Origin of the sequence: Eilatimonas milleporae, assembly GCF_003688555.1 — a bacterium.
Taxonomy (GTDB): Bacteria; Pseudomonadota; Alphaproteobacteria; order Sphingomonadales; family Kordiimonadaceae; genus Eilatimonas; species Eilatimonas milleporae.
The window spans coordinates 100,091-118,677 of record NZ_REFR01000009.1; the positions used below are offsets into that span (position 1 = coordinate 100,091).

At 58.7% G+C, this 18,587-nt stretch carries 17 protein-coding genes; 13 read left to right on the forward strand and 4 right to left on the reverse strand.

Annotation, left to right across the window (positions count from 1 at the left end):
* The first annotated feature begins 50 nt into the window (after nucleotides 1–50).
* From gspD to BXY39_RS01390, 12 genes are all read left to right on the forward strand, one after another.
* Nucleotides 51–2,024 carry a type II secretion system secretin GspD gene (gene gspD / locus BXY39_RS01335; protein ID WP_170163536.1) on the forward strand — a complete coding sequence of 658 codons (1,974 nt, stop codon included), beginning with the start codon at nucleotides 51–53 and terminating at the stop codon, nucleotides 2,022–2,024.
* An 88-nt stretch (nucleotides 2,025–2,112) separates the two neighbouring features.
* On the forward strand, nucleotides 2,113–3,603 hold the full coding sequence (gspE, locus tag BXY39_RS01340; RefSeq protein ID WP_121937039.1) for a type II secretion system ATPase GspE: 1,491 nt from the start codon (nucleotides 2,113–2,115) through the stop codon (nucleotides 3,601–3,603).
* Nucleotides 3,604–3,608: 5 nt separating this feature from the next.
* Entirely contained in the window at nucleotides 3,609–4,826 is a 1,218-nt protein-coding gene (gspF, locus tag BXY39_RS01345) for a type II secretion system inner membrane protein GspF (RefSeq protein ID WP_121937040.1), read from the forward strand.
* An 83-nt stretch (nucleotides 4,827–4,909) separates the two neighbouring features.
* Complete coding sequence (gene gspG / locus BXY39_RS01350) at nucleotides 4,910–5,377, forward strand: type II secretion system major pseudopilin GspG (protein ID WP_121937683.1); 468 nt, start codon at nucleotides 4,910–4,912, stop codon at nucleotides 5,375–5,377.
* Nucleotides 5,358–5,909 carry a GspH/FimT family pseudopilin gene (locus BXY39_RS01355; protein ID WP_281269989.1) on the forward strand — a complete coding sequence of 184 codons (552 nt, stop codon included), beginning with the start codon at nucleotides 5,358–5,360 and terminating at the stop codon, nucleotides 5,907–5,909. The genes gspG and BXY39_RS01355 overlap by 20 nt, the downstream gene beginning before the upstream one ends.
* An 11-nt stretch (nucleotides 5,910–5,920) precedes the next feature.
* Nucleotides 5,921–6,307: a type II secretion system minor pseudopilin GspI gene (gene gspI, locus BXY39_RS01360; RefSeq protein WP_170163537.1), complete on the forward strand. Its 387-nt coding sequence runs from the start codon at nucleotides 5,921–5,923 to the stop codon at nucleotides 6,305–6,307.
* Entirely contained in the window at nucleotides 6,304–6,945 is a 642-nt protein-coding gene (gene gspJ / locus BXY39_RS01365) for a type II secretion system minor pseudopilin GspJ (RefSeq protein ID WP_121937043.1), read from the forward strand. The genes gspI and gspJ overlap by 4 nt, the downstream gene beginning before the upstream one ends.
* Nucleotides 6,942–7,940 carry a type II secretion system minor pseudopilin GspK gene (gene gspK, locus BXY39_RS01370; RefSeq protein WP_121937044.1) on the forward strand — a complete coding sequence of 333 codons (999 nt, stop codon included), beginning with the start codon at nucleotides 6,942–6,944 and terminating at the stop codon, nucleotides 7,938–7,940. The genes gspJ and gspK overlap by 4 nt, the downstream gene beginning before the upstream one ends.
* Before the next feature lie 5 nt (nucleotides 7,941–7,945).
* Nucleotides 7,946–9,148 carry a type II secretion system protein GspL gene (gspL, locus tag BXY39_RS01375; protein ID WP_121937045.1) on the forward strand — a complete coding sequence of 401 codons (1,203 nt, stop codon included), beginning with the start codon at nucleotides 7,946–7,948 and terminating at the stop codon, nucleotides 9,146–9,148.
* Nucleotides 9,145–9,654 (forward strand): type II secretion system protein GspM, encoded by a 510-nt coding sequence (gene gspM, locus BXY39_RS01380; protein ID WP_121937046.1) that lies wholly within the window; start codon nucleotides 9,145–9,147, stop codon nucleotides 9,652–9,654. The genes gspL and gspM overlap by 4 nt, the downstream gene beginning before the upstream one ends.
* Nucleotides 9,651–10,400 (forward strand): type II secretion system protein N, encoded by a 750-nt coding sequence (gene gspN, locus BXY39_RS01385; protein WP_121937047.1) that lies wholly within the window; start codon nucleotides 9,651–9,653, stop codon nucleotides 10,398–10,400. The genes gspM and gspN overlap by 4 nt, the downstream gene beginning before the upstream one ends.
* Nucleotides 10,401–10,409: 9 nt before the next feature.
* The gene (locus tag BXY39_RS01390; protein ID WP_121937048.1) at nucleotides 10,410–10,931 is read left to right on the forward strand and encodes a hypothetical protein; all 522 of its coding nucleotides are present in this window, start codon (nucleotides 10,410–10,412) and stop codon (nucleotides 10,929–10,931) included.
* 37 nt (nucleotides 10,932–10,968) lie between these two features.
* On the opposite strand, the gene BXY39_RS01395 is transcribed toward BXY39_RS01390, so the two are convergent.
* The gene (locus tag BXY39_RS01395; protein ID WP_121937049.1) at nucleotides 10,969–11,952 is read right to left on the reverse strand and encodes an NAD-dependent epimerase/dehydratase family protein; all 984 of its coding nucleotides are present in this window, start codon (nucleotides 11,950–11,952) and stop codon (nucleotides 10,969–10,971) included.
* Between the two features lie 568 nt (nucleotides 11,953–12,520).
* Here BXY39_RS01395 and BXY39_RS01405 point away from each other — a divergent pair.
* Nucleotides 12,521–16,279 carry a CheR family methyltransferase gene (locus tag BXY39_RS01405; RefSeq protein WP_121937051.1) on the forward strand — a complete coding sequence of 1,253 codons (3,759 nt, stop codon included), beginning with the start codon at nucleotides 12,521–12,523 and terminating at the stop codon, nucleotides 16,277–16,279.
* A 56-nt stretch (nucleotides 16,280–16,335) separates the two neighbouring features.
* Here the strand turns inward: BXY39_RS01405 and BXY39_RS01410 are convergent, their stop codons facing one another.
* The 3 genes from BXY39_RS01410 to BXY39_RS01420 all read right to left on the reverse strand — a co-directional run bounded on the left by BXY39_RS01410 (nucleotide 16,336) and on the right by BXY39_RS01420 (nucleotide 18,455).
* Nucleotides 16,336–16,572 carry a hypothetical protein gene (locus tag BXY39_RS01410; RefSeq protein ID WP_147453423.1) on the reverse strand — a complete coding sequence of 79 codons (237 nt, stop codon included), beginning with the start codon at nucleotides 16,570–16,572 and terminating at the stop codon, nucleotides 16,336–16,338.
* A 177-nt stretch (nucleotides 16,573–16,749) separates the two neighbouring features.
* Complete coding sequence (locus BXY39_RS01415) at nucleotides 16,750–17,232, reverse strand: helix-turn-helix domain-containing protein (protein ID WP_121937053.1); 483 nt, start codon at nucleotides 17,230–17,232, stop codon at nucleotides 16,750–16,752.
* 245 nt (nucleotides 17,233–17,477) lie between these two features.
* The gene (locus tag BXY39_RS01420) at nucleotides 17,478–18,455 is read right to left on the reverse strand and encodes a hypothetical protein (RefSeq protein ID WP_121937054.1); all 978 of its coding nucleotides are present in this window, start codon (nucleotides 18,453–18,455) and stop codon (nucleotides 17,478–17,480) included.
* Nucleotides 18,456–18,587 lie beyond the last annotated feature (132 nt).

The following is an 18,587-nucleotide window of genomic DNA, read 5'->3' on the forward strand; positions in this document are numbered from 1 at the left end:
CCTTGAAAGAGTCCAATACTATGGTGCGACGAATTCTTCGCAAAGGCCGCGTGGCTCTTCTATGTCTTTCCGTGCTTGCCCTGCATATGGCCGGCGCCGCCGCGCAGGCACAACAGCAGGAAAACCATCTGCTGAATTTCCGCGACGCGGACATCCGGGCCCTGATTGACGATATTTCGATGATGACGGGCAATACGTTCATTATCGACCCGCGTGTCAAAGGCAAGGTCACCGTTATCTCGCGCGAGCCCGTACCGGGCCCACAGGTATTCGACATTTTCCTGTCGACGCTGCGTGTATATGGATTTACCGCTGTCACCACATCATCGGGTGCATACAAGATCGTGCCCGACGAAGCCGCCATGCAGGATGGCAACGCGGCGGCGGGGGAAGCGGTTGACGATATCCTGGTGACGGAAATATTCCGCCTGCGCAATATCGACCCGATCACGGCGCTGAACAGTGTGAAACCCATCGTCCACCGTCAGGGACGGGCCATTGCCCACCGCAATCACGATTTTCTGCTGATTGTCGATTATGCCGGCAATATGGAAAGGATCCGCCGTGTCCTCAGGGACATAGACGCTGACCTGCAGATCACGCGGATTGTCAGTCTTGAAAACACGGGTGCCGAAGAAATGGCCGACATGCTGGTCCGCCTGCGCGGTGCAAGCGGCGGCGAGGACGGGGGCGATGCCGCCTTCAGCGCCCTGCCCATGACCTCCAGCAACACCCTGGTGCTGAGGGGGGCGGATGATGTGATTGCCCGTCTGATCCCGTTGATTGAGGATCTGGACGCCCGCAATGCCAACAAAGGCGACATTCGGGTCATCTATCTGAAGCACGCGGATGCGGAAAAGCTGGTTCCCGTGCTTGAGGGCGTCAGCAAATCGATGGGCCAGCGTGGGGGCGGTGACGGCGGGCCGGCAAATGCCGAAGTCAGCATCGTTTTCGAAAAGGGCACCAACGTCCTTCTGATCAGTGCAAGCCCGGATATGCAGAATGCCCTGGAGCGGGTGATCAAACAGTTGGATGTACCGCGCGCGCAGGTCCTGGTTGAAGCCATTATCGTCGACGTCTCCGACACGGCTGCGCGGGAGCTTGGCCTGCAATATATTCTGTCCGGCGGCGATGGCAGTACCATTCCCTTTACCGCAACCAATTTCTCCAGCAGGGCCCCCAATATTCTGGCGGCGACAGGGGCACTTCTGGGCGACCGGCTGGACCTGAGCGACGATGCCCTGGACAACCTGCAACAGGCGGCCGTTGATTCCCTTATCGGCCTGAACGGCTTTACCGGCGGCTTCGCAGGCCAGACCTCGGACGGGACCATTTTCGGTGTCATTCTGAATGCGGTGCAACGGGACATCGCGTCCAACGTGCTGTCGACCCCGTCGGTCATGACCATGGACAATGAAACCGCGAAAATCCTTGTGGGGCAGGAAATCCCGATCACCACGGGCGAGGCGCTTGGCGCCAACAACGCCAACCCGTTCCGGACCGTGAACCGGCAGGATGTGGGAATCGAACTGGAAGTCCAGCCCCAGATCAACGAAGGCGACGACATTCTTCTCTATATCCGGCAGGAAGTTTCCAGCGTGTTGGGGTCGGTGGTGGAGGACTCACCGGACCTGATCACCCAGAAACGCGAAATCGAGACAACCGTGATGGTCAAGAACGGAGAAATTCTGGTTCTGGGCGGCCTGATACAAAGCGATGAATCCATCACGGTGGAAAAGGTGCCGCTGCTGGGCGATATTCCCCTGCTGGGCAATCTGTTCAAATCCAACAGCCGCAGACTCCAGAAAACCAATCTGATGGTTTTCATCCGGCCGACGATCGTCCGCAACGCCGAGGATATGCGCGCCGTGACCGAGCGGAAATACAATGTGATGCGCGGTGAACAGATTTTGCGCAAGGGTTCGACGGAAGGTACGCTGGACTATATGGTGCGTGAGGTCATCGGTACGGCAAACGATATTCCGCAGTTGCCGATCGCCCCCGCCGATAGCGGCGGGAACTGATATTGGCGGGGGGCGCACACCCTGCCCCGCAAGGTGACGGCGACCGTCCGCGGCGAGCATCAACACCGTTTTTGGTCATGGAAAGTCAATGACAGAGCGTCCGAATCCCCTTCTTCATTACAGCTTTGCCAAGGAACACGGCATTCTGCTGCTGGAGATGGACGAGACATCGGAGCAGGCGCGTCTGGGTGTGCGCGACGGCGTCAAACCGAACGCCCTGCTGGAGGCGCGCCGCCGCCTTGGCCGGCCCCTGGTACTGGAAACGCTGGATGCCGCCGCCTTCGACCGGCAGCTTTCGGAAAGCTATGCCGTGGACGGGATCGCTTCCGGGCAACTTGCCGACGATATCGACAAGTCCGACAGCCTGGACAGCCTCGTGGACGATATCCCGAAAACGGCTGACCTTCTGGACTCGGATGATGACGCGCCGGTGATCCGCCTGATCAACGGCCTGATCGCCGAAGCCGTCAAAAAGCGCGGGTCCGATATCCATATCGAACCCTTTGAGGATGCCCTGTCCGTCCGGTTGCGGATCGACGGCGTCCTGGTGGAGATTCTGAGACTGCCCCCCAGGGTCACATCCATGTTCGTATCCCGGATCAAGGTGATGGCCAGGCTGGATATCGCGGAAAAGCGGATTCCCCAGGATGGGCGTATCTCTTTGACCATCGGCGGTAAAAGCATTGATGTCCGGGTTTCCACCCTGCCCTCGCAACACGGGGAAAGGGTTGTCATGCGTCTTCTCGACCGGGACAGCGCCCGGCTGGAAATCACCGATCTGGGCATGAACAAAAAGACGCTGAAACGGCTGAACAGCGCCCTGAACGAACCGAACGGGATTATCCTCGTCACCGGGCCGACAGGATCGGGTAAAACCACTACGCTTTATGCCGGCCTGTCCATGCTGAACGACCGCACACGCAACATCCTGACGGTCGAAGACCCGGTGGAATACGCACTGGACGGCGTCGGCCAGACACAGGTCAATGCGAAGGTGGGCATGACCTTTGCTGCGGGCCTGCGGGCGATCCTGCGCCAGGACCCCGATGTGGTGATGGTCGGCGAAATCCGTGATACGGAAACCGCTGAAATCGCCGTCCAAGCCTCGCTAACAGGCCACCTTGTCCTGTCCACGGTCCACACGAACAGCGCAATCGCCGCCGTCACGCGCCTGCGCGACATGGGATTGGAGCCCTTCCTGCTGGCCAGCACGCTGAAAGCCATTCTGGCCCAGCGGCTGGTGCGCCGTCTGTGCACCATATGCAAGACGCCGTACGAGCCTGACGATGCGACCCGCGCCATTCTGGACATCCGGAAGAAGGATAAAGCCACCCTTTACCAGCCGAAGGGATGCGAGGCCTGCGGCCATACCGGCTATTCAGGGCGTGTCGGTCTGTATGAACTGGTGCTGATCGACGACACGATGCGTGAACTGATCCATGACGACGCCCGTGAAAGCCGGTTGGCCGAGCACGCCTTCCAGAATGCCGACACACTTGCCAAGAACGGCTACCGCCAGGTGGTCGCCGGCACGACCACCCTTGAGGAAGTGCTGCGCGTCGTCCGGCGCGAGGAGTAGCGTCCATGCGCACATTCGAATATGAGGCGCTGGACAGAAACGGGCGAACCCGCAAGGGTGTCGTATCGGCCGATACCGCCCGCGCCGCGCGCCGGGAGCTGCGCCGCAAACAACTGATGCCCGTCCGCGTTGACGCGACGGATACCAATACCGGCGCCGGGGCCGGCCTGTCACTGCAACGGGATCATATCAGCGGCAAGGATGTCAGCCTGGTCACCCGCCAAATGGCCACCCTGATCGGCGCGGCCGCCCCGGTGGAGGAGGCCATCAACACCGTCGCCGCCCAGGCGGAAAAACCGTCCGTCAAACGCACGCTGATGGCCGTCCGCACCAGCATCATGGAAGGGCACCGGCTGTCCGACGCATTGAGCCAGCATCCCAAAAGCTTTGACCGACTGTATTGTGCCATGGTTGCGGCCGGGGAAAGTTCCGGCCATCTGGGCGCCGTGCTCGACCGCCTGTCGGATCATCTGGAACGGAGTCAGAAACTGCGCTCCAAGGTTCGCACGGCCATGATCTACCCCACGGCCCTGGCCCTGACCGCCATTGGCGTGGTGATCGCCCTGATGACGTTCGTTGTGCCCAAGGTGGTCGACCAGTTCGATACCATGGGGCAAACACTGCCGGCGCTGACACGCCTGATGATCATCCTGTCGGACGGCATGCGCGATTATGGACTGATCATCGCCGCAGGTCTGGCGGTCGCGGTTTTTGCCTTCAGCCGGGCCCTCAAGCTGCCGGCCTTTCGCTTTGCCGTGGACAGGCTGCTGCTGCGCCTGCCGCTGGTGGGCAAGCTGGTCCGCGGCCTGAATGCCGCACGGCTGGCCCGCACGCTAAGCACACTGATCGCCAGCGGCGCGCCCGTCCTGGACGGATTGCGGGCCGCCGCCCGCACCGTAACCAACACCGTCCTGAAAAGCAGCATAGAAACCGTTGTCACCATGGTCGAGGAAGGCGCCAGCCTGTCGACGGCCCTGAAACGGGTGGAGGGCTTTCCGCCCATGGTGGGATACATGGCCGCCGCCGGCGAAAACAGCGGCCGCCTGGACGATATGCTGGCCAAGGCCGCAAGCTATATGGAAGATGAGTTTGAAAATATCACCTCGGCCGCCGTCAGCCTTCTGGAACCGGCGATCATCATCGTGATGGGCGGTGTGGTGGCCACCATTGTTCTGTCCATTTTGCTGCCCATAATGCAGTTGAACACCCTTGCCCTGGGCTAAACCGCCCGGCAGGCGATAGAAACCCCAAGGAGACAGCCATGCCGTACAGTCCCCTGATCCAACGCGCACGGAAGCATTTGGCGATGCCGCGAACAAAGGACTCGCCCCCCCGCAGGACAATGCGGTCCCCCAGCGAGCGGGGCTTCACCCTGATCGAACTGATGGTGGTGATCGTCATCATCGGCCTGCTCGCCACCGTCGTGGTGCTGAATGTCCTGCCCAGCCAGGACCGCGCCATGGTGGAAAAAGCCCGCGCCGATGTGTCGCGTCTGGAAACGGCCATGGAACTCTACCGGCTGCATCTGGGCACCTATCCGACAACGGATCAGGGGCTGAATGCCCTGGTGGAAGCGCCGGCGAACCTGTCACGGCGCGACCGCTACCAGCCCGGCGGATATGTGAAGAATCTGCCGGAAGACCCCTGGGGCAATCCATACCGGTATATTTATCCGGGCGAACGCAACCCCAACAGCTTCGATCTGTTTTCGCTGGGGGCGGACGGACGGCTGGGCGGCGAGGGCCTGAATGCCGATGTGGGCAACTGGAACTGACCCCGGGACATGTTCCGGCGCGGGCCGGCGACACACAGGCGGCTTCACCATGGTGGAACTGCTGGTGGTGATTGTCATCGTCGCGCTGATGAGCAGCCTCGTCTTTCTCAATCTGCCGGACAGCAAACCGGATGAAGTGGCCGTCAGCGATGCCGTGGCCGCGCGTATGCGCCTGGCCAATGAACGCGCAATCCTCAACGGCCTGCCCCTTGGTGTGGTGATGAACCAGACCGGCTATCGTTTTCTGGAGCGCCGTCTCGGGATCTGGTCCGCCGTAACCGTCGGACCGCTGGCCGGCGACCACCCATGGCCGGAAGGGGCTCTGATCAGCCTGACCCTTGAAGGGGAAAAGATCGATCTGTCCGAACAAGCCGAGGCCAGCGCCCTGGAAACCGTCCGGCCGCATCTGACCTTTGGTCCGACGGGGGACATGGCCCCGTTCAGGCTGATAATCGACGGGCGGCGCGGCAGCCGTGTCATCGGCATGGACAGCCATGGCGCCATACGTATTCTGGAAGGGGGCGGGGCTTGATGATTGGCTTCATGGCAACCCGCACCCGGTGGTGGAAGCACCGTGACGGCTTTTCCCTGATCGAAGTGCTGGTGGCCCTGGCCGTGTTTTCCATGGCCGTCATTGCCCTGATGAGCGCCGAGGCCGAGGCGGTGCGGACCACGGCCATATTGCAGGATATCGTTTATGCCGAGATTGTCGCCGAAAACCGCATGGTGGAAACGGTGACGGCACCGGCCACACCGCAGCTGGGTTTTACCAGCGGGACGGAAACCGTGGCCGGTACAGCCCTTGAGTGGACGCGCAATATCCGCGAATCCGGTCAGCCGGATGTGGTTATGATCGATATTGCCGTAAGACGCCCGGACAGCCCGCAGACACTTTACAGCCTGACAGGATTCCGCAGGATCGGCCCATGACGGCAAGTCCCCCCTTTATCAAACCGGCACACACAGCCGAAGGTTTTACCCTGGTGGAAATGCTGGTGGCGATCGCCGTCTTTTCGCTGGTGGCCGCCGCGGGCGCGGGGGTGCTGAACGGTGCCCTCAACGCCCGCGACGGCGTCGGTGAAGCCGACGACATCATGCGGCAGGTATCCCTGGCCCGCAGTATTCTCAAATCCGACAGCCTGCAAATCGTGGCGCGGCCCGTCCGCGACGTCTTCGGCGGACAGACCCTGGTCTCTTTCGAGGGCGGCACGGTGGAAGAGGATGCCCCGTTTCTGCGCTTTGCCCGCCGGGGGTGGAGCAACCCCGGCCTGATCGCCCGGCGCGGGACTGTACAATATGTGGAATACCTGCTGGAAGGAGACCGGCTCGTCCGGCGGACACGCCTGCGCCCGGACCCCACATCGGAAACCGGCAACAGCGACCGGGTCCTGCTGGACGGTGTCCGGTCCGTCGGGATTGAATTTCTGACCAACGGCAACTGGCAACAGGCCTTCCAGACCGGGGGATTTGACCGGCACGACCTGCCGTCCGCCATGGCCCTGACACTGGATCATGAGCGGCTCGGCCGGTTGCGGCAACTGTTTCTGATCACGGGCGAGCATCCATGACAGCGCCCGCGCACAGGGCGGCGCATGAACGCGGTGCGGTGTTGATCACCGTTATGTTGCTGGTAGCAGTGATGGCCACTGTCGCCGTCGCCCTTCTGGACGATGTTCGTTTCAGTGTGCGCCGCACGGCCAACAGTGGCCTGACCGACCAGACACGGTGGTATGCCCTGGGCGCGGAAACCATGGCCATGCGTTTGCTGGATGAAAGCACACGGCAAAACCCGCAACGCACCACCCTGTCGCAACCCTGGGCGCAGCAAAGCGGGCAGTTTCCCATACCGGGCGGACTGATCGACGGCGTGCTGAGCGATGCGGGCAACTGTTTCAACATCAACAGCCTGGTCGAACAGGTTGACGGGGTCCCGGCCAGACCCAGTGACATCAGCCACGCCCAGTTCCGGGTTCTGATGACCGCACTCGGCGTGCCGGATACCGATGCCGAGGCCCTGACCGCCCGCATCACGGACTGGATCGATGCGGACGGACAGACCAGCCCGCGTGGGGCGGAGGATTTTGACTATATGGACTTTACCCCGCCCTACCGCACCGCCAATGCGCTTATCACCGACATTACGGAATTGCGGGCCATAGACGGCGTCACCCCCGAGCTTTACGGCCTGATATCGCCGTTTCTGTGCGCCCTGCCCATGAGTGACCGGGCCATCATGAACGTGAACACCCTGCGCGAGGATCAGGCCCCTCTGCTCATCATGCTGGCCGGCCCGGACCTCGCCGTGTCGGACGCGGCGGGCATTCTGGCGGCCACCCCCAGCGGCGGATATACCGACGTTCAGGAATTTCTGGCCAATCCCGGTTTCAGCGGCCTGTCCCTGAGCGAAGAGGCCCAGGACCAGCTGGACATAAAAACCGGATTTTTTGCCCTGAACACCACAGTGGTTTATGGAGAGGCCTATATACGGCTTGAAACCCTGTTCGATGCCCGCACGGCGGGGGCGGTGGAGCGGGTGACGCGCAAACTGGGAGAAGATGTGTGAGCCGAATGCTGCTGATCGCCTGCGACGCCGACAGCGGGCAGGATGCGGGCTGGGGCGTCTGGGACAATGCCCAGCAGCGCTTTCTGGAACAGGGGCGCGGCGGCCTGGGCACACTGGCCGTCAAAGGCGCGGACAGCGTGATCCTGATCCTGCCGGGCGAGAGCGTCCTGACCCGCATGATCGACCTTCCGGCGCGCACGGAAGCCCAGGCCCGTGCCGCCGTCCCCTATCTGCTGGAAGACGATCTCAGTGAAGATCCGGAAGATCTGCATTTCGCCCTTGGCACGGAGCAACCGGCCGCCGGCGACGCTGCGGCTAAACGCCTAGTCGCCATTGTCGACAGGGCCCTGATGGAGCGGACCACCGATAGACTGCGTCAAGCCGGCCTGACGCCGACACTGGCGGTTGCCGATTACATGCTGATCGCCCGCCATGACGAACCCGCCGTCATCGCCGAAGATGGCAGCCGGATACTCATGGCATTGCCCGGCGGCAACGGCGCGGCAGTGGACCGTGACCTTTTCCCCATTGTCGCCCCAAGCCTGCTGGAGGGGCTGGAAACACCCCTGCGGCTGCTGGGTACGGAAGACTTGCACCATACGCTTGCCGCACTATGGCAGGGCCCGATAGACCATACACCTGTGCCGGACGATATGGCCCTGACCACCCGGGCCGCCCGGGCCGCGGCCGCTTACACGGGCCTGAACCTCCTTCAGGGCGATTTCCGTCCGCGCAAATCCCTCAACGATATATGGCTTGTGTGGTGGCGCAGTGCAGCACTCGCGGGCGCGATCATTCTCCTGGCGGGCATGGGGCTGCTGGCAGACGGCTGGCGGATGCACCGGGCGGCGGACAGTCTGGATGCGCAGGCCGATGCCGCTGTACAGGCCGCATGGCCGGGCTTGCGCGGCGTCAGCCATATGCGCGCCAAACTGCGTGAACTGCAGGCCGGGCGCACGGATCATTTCCTGGCACTGAGCAGCCTGCTGTTCGCCAGCATACGGGATGTACAGGATGTCAGCCTCGATTCCATGCGGTTCGACGCGGACCGGGGTGAACTGACGGCCAGCCTGGCCGCCCGTGCCTTCAGCGACATGGAGGCGGTGAAAACCGCCGTGAACCGGCGCGGCGGCATTCTGGTGGAGGGGGCGTCGCGTCAGTCCGGCGGGCGCATTCTCAGCGAAGTCGTCGTAAGGACAGCACCATGACCGTCAGCGACTGGACGAAAGGATGGCGGCGACTCAGCCTGCGGGAACAACGTCTGATCATGGCGGCCGGTGTTCTGATCCTGCTTCTGGCCGGGTATCAGTTTCTGTATCGCCCGCTGATCGATTACCGGGCAAATGCCCTCAGCGACCTGGAGGCGGCCCGAACACAGACCGCGGTTACCCTGGCGGCGGCCAGCGAACTGGCCGCCCTGAGAGATGCGGCCAAAGGCCGGGAAGCCCGGCGGAACGATGTGGATATCCGCCAGGCCGTCAGCCAGACGGCACAACGCCTGGGCGTCACCATCACCCGGATCCAGCCCGACCCGTCAGACGGGCTGAATGTATGGATCGACGATGTGGGCTCGGAACTGCTGTTTGACTGGCTGCTTCTTCTTCAGGACGAACACGGCGTGCATGCCGCCAAGGCATCGGTGCAGAAAAACGAACGGGCGGATACGCCCACCCTGCGTGCACAGCTTTTGCTGAGACCGGGGGCACCGTCATGACCATGCGGATGCTGATCCTTCTTTTCATCGCATCTCTCATCGTGTTTCTCACCGTGCGCATGCCTGCGGGTCTTGCGGTCAGCGCCGCAGGCCTGACAGGCGACAATACCACCATACAGACGCGCGGAACCGTATGGCAGGGACAGGCCAGTATTGCACCGGGACCCGGCAGCGGGATGGCCGGCACAATGGGCGGTACGGTGTATTTCACTACCCGTATCCTGCCCCTGCTGACCCTGACATGGTCGGCGGACTGGCGGTACGAAGGCATGACGGTGACCGGCGACGGGCGCCTGTCCCGCGAGATCGACGGCGCCCTGTCCCTGAAGGATACCCGGATCCGTCTGACGCTCGACCGGCTGCAAACGGGCCTTCCCCTGACGGGCGTTGTCGACATGGCAGTCCGGCATCTGCGTCTTGATGCCGATGGACGCTGCGTCACCGCCGAAGGAGATGCCCGCACAGATGCCCTTGCCCGCAGTTTCGAGGATATCGGCTGGCGGGCGCCCGTTCTGACCGGCCCGCTGGACTGTGTGGACGGACGGCCGGTCGCGCGGCTGACAGGACGGGACGGCATGGGGGATATCAGCGCGGAATGGACCCTTCCAGTCCCGGCAGGCGGCGGGCTGGCGGGCCGGGTTGACATGCGTGTCAATACGGACGCACCGACCATGGAATTCGCACTGCCGCGCCTGGGTTTCCGCCAAAGCGGCGATGGATATATATTGCGCCTGGAACAGGGCTAGGATAGGGGCATGAAAATGCGCGATCCGTTTTTTTGTCTTTTCATCCTTCTGGTCTTGTTGACGGGTGCCTGCTCAACGACAACGGGCCAGGGCGGCCCGTCTGATACCGGCCAAAACCGTCCCTCCGTCCCCACACCGCCCATAAGCCCGGACGAGACCCTTCTAAACCGTCTGGGCACACTGCCGCCCCAGCCGCTGGCCCGCGGACAATGCGGCCTGTTTCTGTGGGCACGGCGCCCTCAGCGCAGTCTCGTTCTGTTTATCAACGGATCGGAACAGCATGCACGCCTGCGCCTGGACGGCGCATTGGTCAATGCCCGGCGCACGGCCGCCGCCGGCGACCAGGTTTACGGCCTGTTTCCGGAACAGATTTTTGTAATCGAGGACCTGACGATCCGCCTGCATTTCGAGGCAGAAAGACGGGACGGTTTCACCGATGGTGCCGTTATCCCCCGCGCCACCCTGTCGGTCGAGGATGCCACGAACTGGGAAGTGATCATGCCGGCGGCAGGTCTGATCGGCTGTCAGTAAGCCCCGGTTCTGCTATCGCGCAGTCCGGTCTGCAACTTCAACTGCCGGACTGCCTGTTGTGATGGCGGTCGATTTCACCCTTGATCCAGCGATACGTGGTTTCCATCCCTTCCAGCAAAGGCCGTGACGGCGTCCAGCCAAGTTTTTCACCGATCAGCCTGTTGTCCGAGTTCCGGCCGCGTACACCCAAAGGGCCCGGAACATTCCTGATAGCGACATTTTTACCCGAAATATCGATCACCATCCGCGCCAACTGGTTGATGGTCACCATTTCCTCGGAACCGATATTGACCGGCCCGGCAAAATCGGAACGGGTCAGGCGCAGTGTCCCTTCGATACATTCATCGATGTAAAGGAAAGAGCGGGTCTGCTGACCGTCGCCCCAAACCTCTATGTCGCCGCCGTCACCGGCCAGCGCAACCTTGCGGCACATGGCCGCGGGGGCTTTTTCCTTGCCCCCGTCCCAAGTGCCTTCCGGGCCGAAAATATTATGATAACGCGCCACCCGGCACTGCATGCCGTAATTCCGGTTATAAGCAAGATACAGACGCTCGGAAAAAAGCTTTTCCCAACCATACTCACTGTCCGGGTTGGCCGGGTAGGCGGAATCTTCGGCACAGTTCGGGTTGTCAGGATCTTCCTGATTATGTTCCGGATACATGCAGGCCGACGAGGAATAGAAAATCCGCTTTATGTTACGCTTGTGACAGGCGTCCAGCACATTCAGATTGATCGTTGCGGAATTGTGCATGACATTGGCATCATTCTCGCCAGTGAAAATATACCCTGCCCCGCCCATGTCGGCCGCCAGTTGATAGACTTCATCAAAGCGGCGGTCGATCACAGTGCGCACGATGGTCTGATCCCGCAGATCACCGATGACAAAATCGTCGGCTTCGGTCTCGGCGTGTTCGTTGAACTTAAGATCGACCCCGCGCACCCAGAAGCCTTCGCGCTTCAGCCGTTTGACAAGATGACCGCCGATAAAACCACCGGCACCGCATACCAACGCAGTTTTCATGATCCCCCCAATCGCCGTTTACGGACTGCAAATGCCCCGATGATTCCGGATATAAGCCTGGGCAATGTCCTCATGAGAAACCACGCCCGGACACAGATAAACATCAAATTTTCGTTCAATAAAATGATAACTATGCCGATTTGAAAGACTTCGCCAGCCAAGCACGCATTTAATGACACCGGATTTGCGAAAAGGAAAACCGGTAGACCGCATACCGGAAAGAAGAGCAGAGAACCGGCGCCATGCCATCCGCTTCAAGGGACCGAACAGCCTGTCATAATATAGAAGATGCGCACTCCCGCAGGGAAAACATGACCGAATACTCACATAAAAATCCCTGGTGACGGTGTAATGATCCGATTTCAGGGCAACACGTGGCTCCGAAAAAACCCGGTGATTTTCAGACATAGCTTTCGCCATTTTGCAAAATATTGGACAAAATTGCCCATATATACGGCACAGGCTGATGTTATGATCAGTCAACCCCGCCTATAATACTGTCCTCTTATTGAATGCACAGTGGGGCATAGTGCGTTGTTATACCCCCAGGCAGCCAGTGGAAGTGCATATGGGTCTTGTCGTTGCCGGTATCGGTGCCTCGGCCGGTGGTCTGGAAGCGCTGCGGACATTCGTGGCCAACCTTGCCCCGACAGGCCGTATTGCCTATGTGGTGGCGCAGCATCTGAGCCCGAACCATAACAGCATATTGACCAAACTGCTGGCAGGCGAATGCGCCCTGCCGGTTATCGAGGCCGAAGATGGCCTAAAACTGCAGCCGGATGTCATCCATGTCACCCCACCCAATGTGGATGTCTTCATGGACGAGGACGAAACCCTGATGCTGCGCCCGACGGACCATGGCCGGCCACCGCATCCCAGTATCGATCATTTCTTTTCATCCCTGTCGGAACTCAAGAAGACGGAGGCCATCGGCATTATCCTGTCCGGCACCGGCAGCGATGGGACGTTCGGCTGCGAGTGCATCAAGAAATTCGGCGGTATCACATTGGCCCAGGATGACATGTCAGCCAAATACAACGCCATGCCTCACGCGGCGGTGACGGCGGGTGTCATCGATACCGTCTGCGGGCCGGGGGAAATGTTCGAAGCCCTGTGCCAAAAAATGAACATCGACCGGCCGTCGGACACCGCCTTACCGGATATCGATGAAGATATCGTGCAGGAGATCATCGCCCTCCTCGCCGACAATATGCTGATTGATGTCAGCCAGTATAAGACGGGCACCATCTACCGGCGGCTCAGCATGCGGGTCAAACAGACAAAATCATCGGATGCGCGCGCCTATCTTGCCATGCTGAAACAAAACAAGGCGGAACTGGAGAAACTGCGGGACGCACTCCTGATTGCGGTAACATCTTTTTTTCGGGACCGGGAGGTCTGGCAGGCCTTTGAAAGCCAGCTTAGCAATTATCTGACCCGTCAGGGGGCGCTCACCTCTTTTCGCGCCTGGGTGCCCGGATGCGCAACCGGCGAAGAAGCCTATACATTGGCCATCATCCTGCTGGAAATGCTGGGGGACTCGGCACGATCCATCGTCATTCAGATTTTTGCGACGGACCTTGACGGAAGTTCCATCGAAACCGCGCGCAGCGGACTTTACGGCGAAGAGGCCATCGCCAATATCCCACCCTGCCTCATCGAGAAATACTTTGTGCGCGAAAGGGATATGTACCGGGTCAACAACCGGTTGAGGGAACTGTGTATCTTTGCACGGCATGATCTGGTCCGCAGCCCGCCCTTCATGCACATTGATGTCGTCACGTGCCGTAACCTGCTGATCTATTTTGATGACGATCTCCAGAAAACAGCCTTTAAAATCTTCCACGCGGCGCTCAGGCATAATGGTCTGCTGATGCTGGGCAAGGCAGAAACGGCGACACGCGGGAAAGACCTGTTTCGCGAAGTGGACCGGAAACATCATGTCTATGCCGCCCGTGACGTGGCAGCGGGCAGACCGCCTTTCGTCTTTGGGCGGCCTGTTGTTCAAACAGCCGCCCAGCCCAGCCGGAAAACGGCAAAGCAGCAAAAGCCAAGTGATATCCTTCACAAGGCCCTGGCCGAACATTGCGCGCCTCCAGCCGCCCTTGTGGATGAAAACTTCAACCTGCTGGCCACGTCGGGCCGCATAGCCGATTTTCTGAAGTTTGCAACCGGCGAAACCACGATGGATCTGATCGCCCTGCTGCCGCGGGAAACCGCCCCGCGCATTCGGGCCCTGCTTCACAAAGCGACAAGCAGCGTGACACGCTGCTCAACCCGCTTCCGCAATATCGAACTGTGGCAACACGGGGAAACCCTCGTCGATGCCATTCCCCTTGCCAGTGCGCCGGGCCTGCCTGTCAGAGTTATGATCGTCTTCCATCCGGTTCATGCCGAAGATACCGCGCACGGCGGCGATGGACACAGTTCTGATCCAACCGGCACGGACGGCGGCCGGCATATCGATATCGCCCACGTCAGTGAGCTTGAGAAAGACCTGGCACTGACGCAGGAACACCTCCAGACCGTGGTCGAGGAATTGGAGATTTCCAACGAAGAACTTCAAACGATGAATGAAGAGCTGCAATCCGCCAATGAGGAATTGCAGGCCTCCAACGAACAGTTGGAAACATCCAATGAAGAACTGCAGTCCTCGAACGAGGAACTTGTCACCGTCAATGATGAACTGGAACGCAAATCGGAAGACCTGTCCGCCGCCCTGAATGAACATGAAGCCATCCTGGAAACGGTGGGAGCACCGATGCTGTTGCTGGATGGAAGGCGTGCGCTCATACGTGCCAACAGTGAGGCCATCGCCATCATGGAAGGCGGTAGTGACAACCTGAAACGCTATATCGACGAAGTTGATTTCATGCTGCCCATGCCGGATCTCAGCGCCATGCTGATGAAAGCCGGCAGCGCGGGCGAAGCCCCTTACGACATGGTGATGCACCCTGACGGCGCCCATTATCTGCTACGGGTAAAACATATCGCGAAATCATCGTCCGGCGCCGCCTATCTGATCGCATTCCAGAACCAAACGGAACTGGTCGCCATTCAGGACGAATTGCGGCGTAAACAGAAAATGCTTCGGGTATCGAACCAGCGGCTGAATGCGGTCATCAACAGCCTGGCGGCCCATATTGCCGTAATCGACAGTGACGGCACCATCATTCAGGTGAATGAGCGCTGGCGCCAGTTTGGCGAACTGAACGGGTATGCAGGCGGTGATTTCGGGATTGGACGCAATTATCTGAATTTATGCAATGAAGCGACCGGGGCCTGCTCCGAGGAAGCCGATGAGGTGGCGCGCGGACTGATCGACATTCTCGGCGGCAAACGCACGGAATTCCGCCTGGAATACCCCTGCCATTCCCCATATGCGAAACAGTGGTATGAATGCATTGCCTGTGCCACCCCTCTTGGCGTCGAAACGGGAGCCGTTATCATGCATGTGGATATAACGGAGCGTAAACTCGCCGAACTGGCCCTGCAGGATGCATTGGAACAAGCCGAACAGGCGGAACGGACCAAAACCACTTTTGTCGCCACGATGAGCCATGAACTGCGCACCCCCCTTAATGCGGTGATCGGCTATGCGGAAATATTGCGGCAATCCGAACTGACCCCCGAACAGGGCGAAAAAGTCGATATCATTAAACGATCAGGCCAGGCACTGGCGGCTCTCGTCGAAGACATACTGGAACTGTCCAACAATGAACTGACGACCGATGGCGCCGAACTGAATGAAATCGATCTGAGAAATATCATCTCCGATATCCGGGACTTTTTCTCTTCACGGGCAAAGGCACGGCATAATCAGATTGCTGTCCGGATATCGAAAGACATTCCAGAAACACTGTATGGTGACATGCGGCGGATCCGGCAGGTTCTGCTCAGCCTGATCGGTAATGCGCTGAAATTCACCGAAGGCGGCAAGGTCACTGTGGCTGCCGGGTTTACACCTGATATACCACAAGAAGCCTGCTGGATACGGCTGAGCGTGTCGGATACAGGTATCGGTATCCCGGAATCAGACCATGAACGGATTTTCGACCCCTTTGTCCAACTGCATTCCCACATGGCACGGGACCATGGCGGCGCCGGTCTTGGATTGACCATAAGCCGAAAGTTCATCACTCAGATGGGCGGTAGGATCAGCCTGGACAGCCGTCTGGGCGAAGGCACTCGGATCACTGTCGACCTGCCCCTCTTTGAGCCGCATGTTCTGACCGGTAATTCACCGGCCCTGCCACTGGACTGGGATGTCAAGCAGTCCAAGCACACCGTCCGTAAACCTTTACAGCGGCAGAAGAAAAAAGCCTGATCCCTAGTGGACCAATTCCCCCAAAGGCCAATGCGGCACACGACAGTCAGGATCATTCAGATACGCGGTTTCCCACCGCGCACGTGATTGTCGAGCGAGGCAATATCGATGAAACGCTCGATGATGGACATACGAGCCGCCTTCGGTTTTGAACTGTCCCGCCGCTGGCACCGGGCAGTCTGCATTTCGCGAAGGGCGTGACATTCTTCAAGGAGACGGCGAAATTCCGAATTGTCGGGAGATGCCCGACCGCTGAGGATAAAGACTTTGATCCGCTCAACCAAGTCATGCATGCGCGCGTCAGCCTCCTTTTCGTCCGGAGGCAAGACCGGATTATCGTTCCCAGATTGAGACACCGTCCGAACCATGCGGCAATCCGTATTCATTGACAGATTCAGGCAATACTGGCGGCGCGGTAAAATCAGACGGTTTATCAAGGGGAGAGGCGAAGCCCCTCATGAAAGCATCAGTCAGCCATGTCTGCTTTCAATCTCACCCCTCAGGAACGAGGTGGTAATAGCCTTGACGGCATCCACCATTTTCATCTGGTCCTCGGAATCCATTCCTTCGACAATGGCAATAAATTCCTGCACGGATGACAGACTGGCAACCTTGTCCATGATGCCTGCCATATAGGAAGACACCTGAGGATCACACTTCCTGAAGGCACGAACGAGATTTCTCTCTTCCATTGTCAGAGTCGTTGTGTCTGCTTTTTTAGCACTACCGACAATAGAATTGTCCAATAACTCTACAATGTCAACTCTGTAACGTGCCGCAATTACAGACAAAAGGTCAACGGTGCAGGGCCGGTCGCCCGTCTCTATATCGAGCAGGGAACGATAATTAATACCCAGTTCCTCAGCGAGTTGCTGTGCAGTTTCGCCATTTTTTTCCCGTACTTCTCTAATATAGACAGGGATGCGGGGAAGTTGATTGATCTGAAAACGCATTGACTATAAATCCTTCATTACACATATTTAAATGTACAATAATATGCCATTAATAGCCGATGACTTTTTAAAGGCATCATATATATTTTAGCAAAATGCAAACAAAAATTAAGACTCAACTTTCAAGAAAAAAATATCGACAATACTTGAAATGAGTTTTCCGATGGTGTCCGGGTACGACGCAGCGGTCAAAGCGCGGAGAACCGGCGCTTCGCTGGAATGTCAGATCAAGCAGATGAGGAATGTCAGCTAGAGGGCTCTTGCAAAAGCTGTGTTTTGCCGGATGCATAGACGTAGATTGTGGTCAAGGGACGGCGTTTAAGCGAATGAGACGCAGTGTATTTGTACAATCTTTTATTGCATGCATGACGCTGCCGGGCCCAGGCACGTCCCTGCCCTTCACGGACAACAATGACATCATTGCCGCCGTCCCGTTTGAGACGACGGGCAAGATCGTTGATGGCCGTGTTCTGCAAACGCCAGAACTGTGCCGTATCCTGAAGAACCAGGGCACAGTCATCCAAGGACGCATCGGGCGCGGCCGGACCTGCATATTCCGACAATTCAAAAAGTACATATCGCGACAGAGGTTGCTCCGCCGCATAATGATTCCGTATGCCGATAGAAGAATAGGCCCAGCTTTCGCCACGACAGAGTGACCGGGCCCATGCCCGGATCTGCGCAGGCACAAGCGTTGTCAAGGCTTCCGCCAGGTCGCGGTCAAGACCATGATCACGGATCAGAGCATGGACTTCAATATCCAGCCCGCCAACAGCGACCATGGTCAGGATCTGACGTGCCGTCATGCTCAAAGCACAGGACAATCCACTGACGGAGACACCGGTCATGACCAGACCATGCAAACTGCGGCAGCGCAGAATGTATTCACCCCGCCGGGCAGATCCGGCCAGCGATTTGATATATTCCATGAGACCGTCGGGGCTTTCGAGGCCAATATCGCATTCCGTATAAGCGATATCGGGCGCACACTCGGGGTCCGGAAAACATCTTTTCAATGCCTTAAGGCGCTGGTAACCATCCACCAACAGGGGCACACCATTCACATTGGTGATCCGCAACGGACCACCATAGACTTCAAACGGTTTTTTCTGGTCAAGGGCACGGCGCAAACGGGAAACGAGGAATTGAAAACGATCACCGTCTTCAATAACCGATATGGCCGGATCGGCAAAATAGTCGTAAACATTAAGACAATCAGCCAAGACTGCATCCCCTGGGAAATATTTTTAATATTCCCAATTATTTTTTAACTTTAATTGTCCTATATCGTAAAAAATATATCAATAATTATGTCAATTTTTAGGAAAATTTTTGTTCAATTAATCGCAAATATT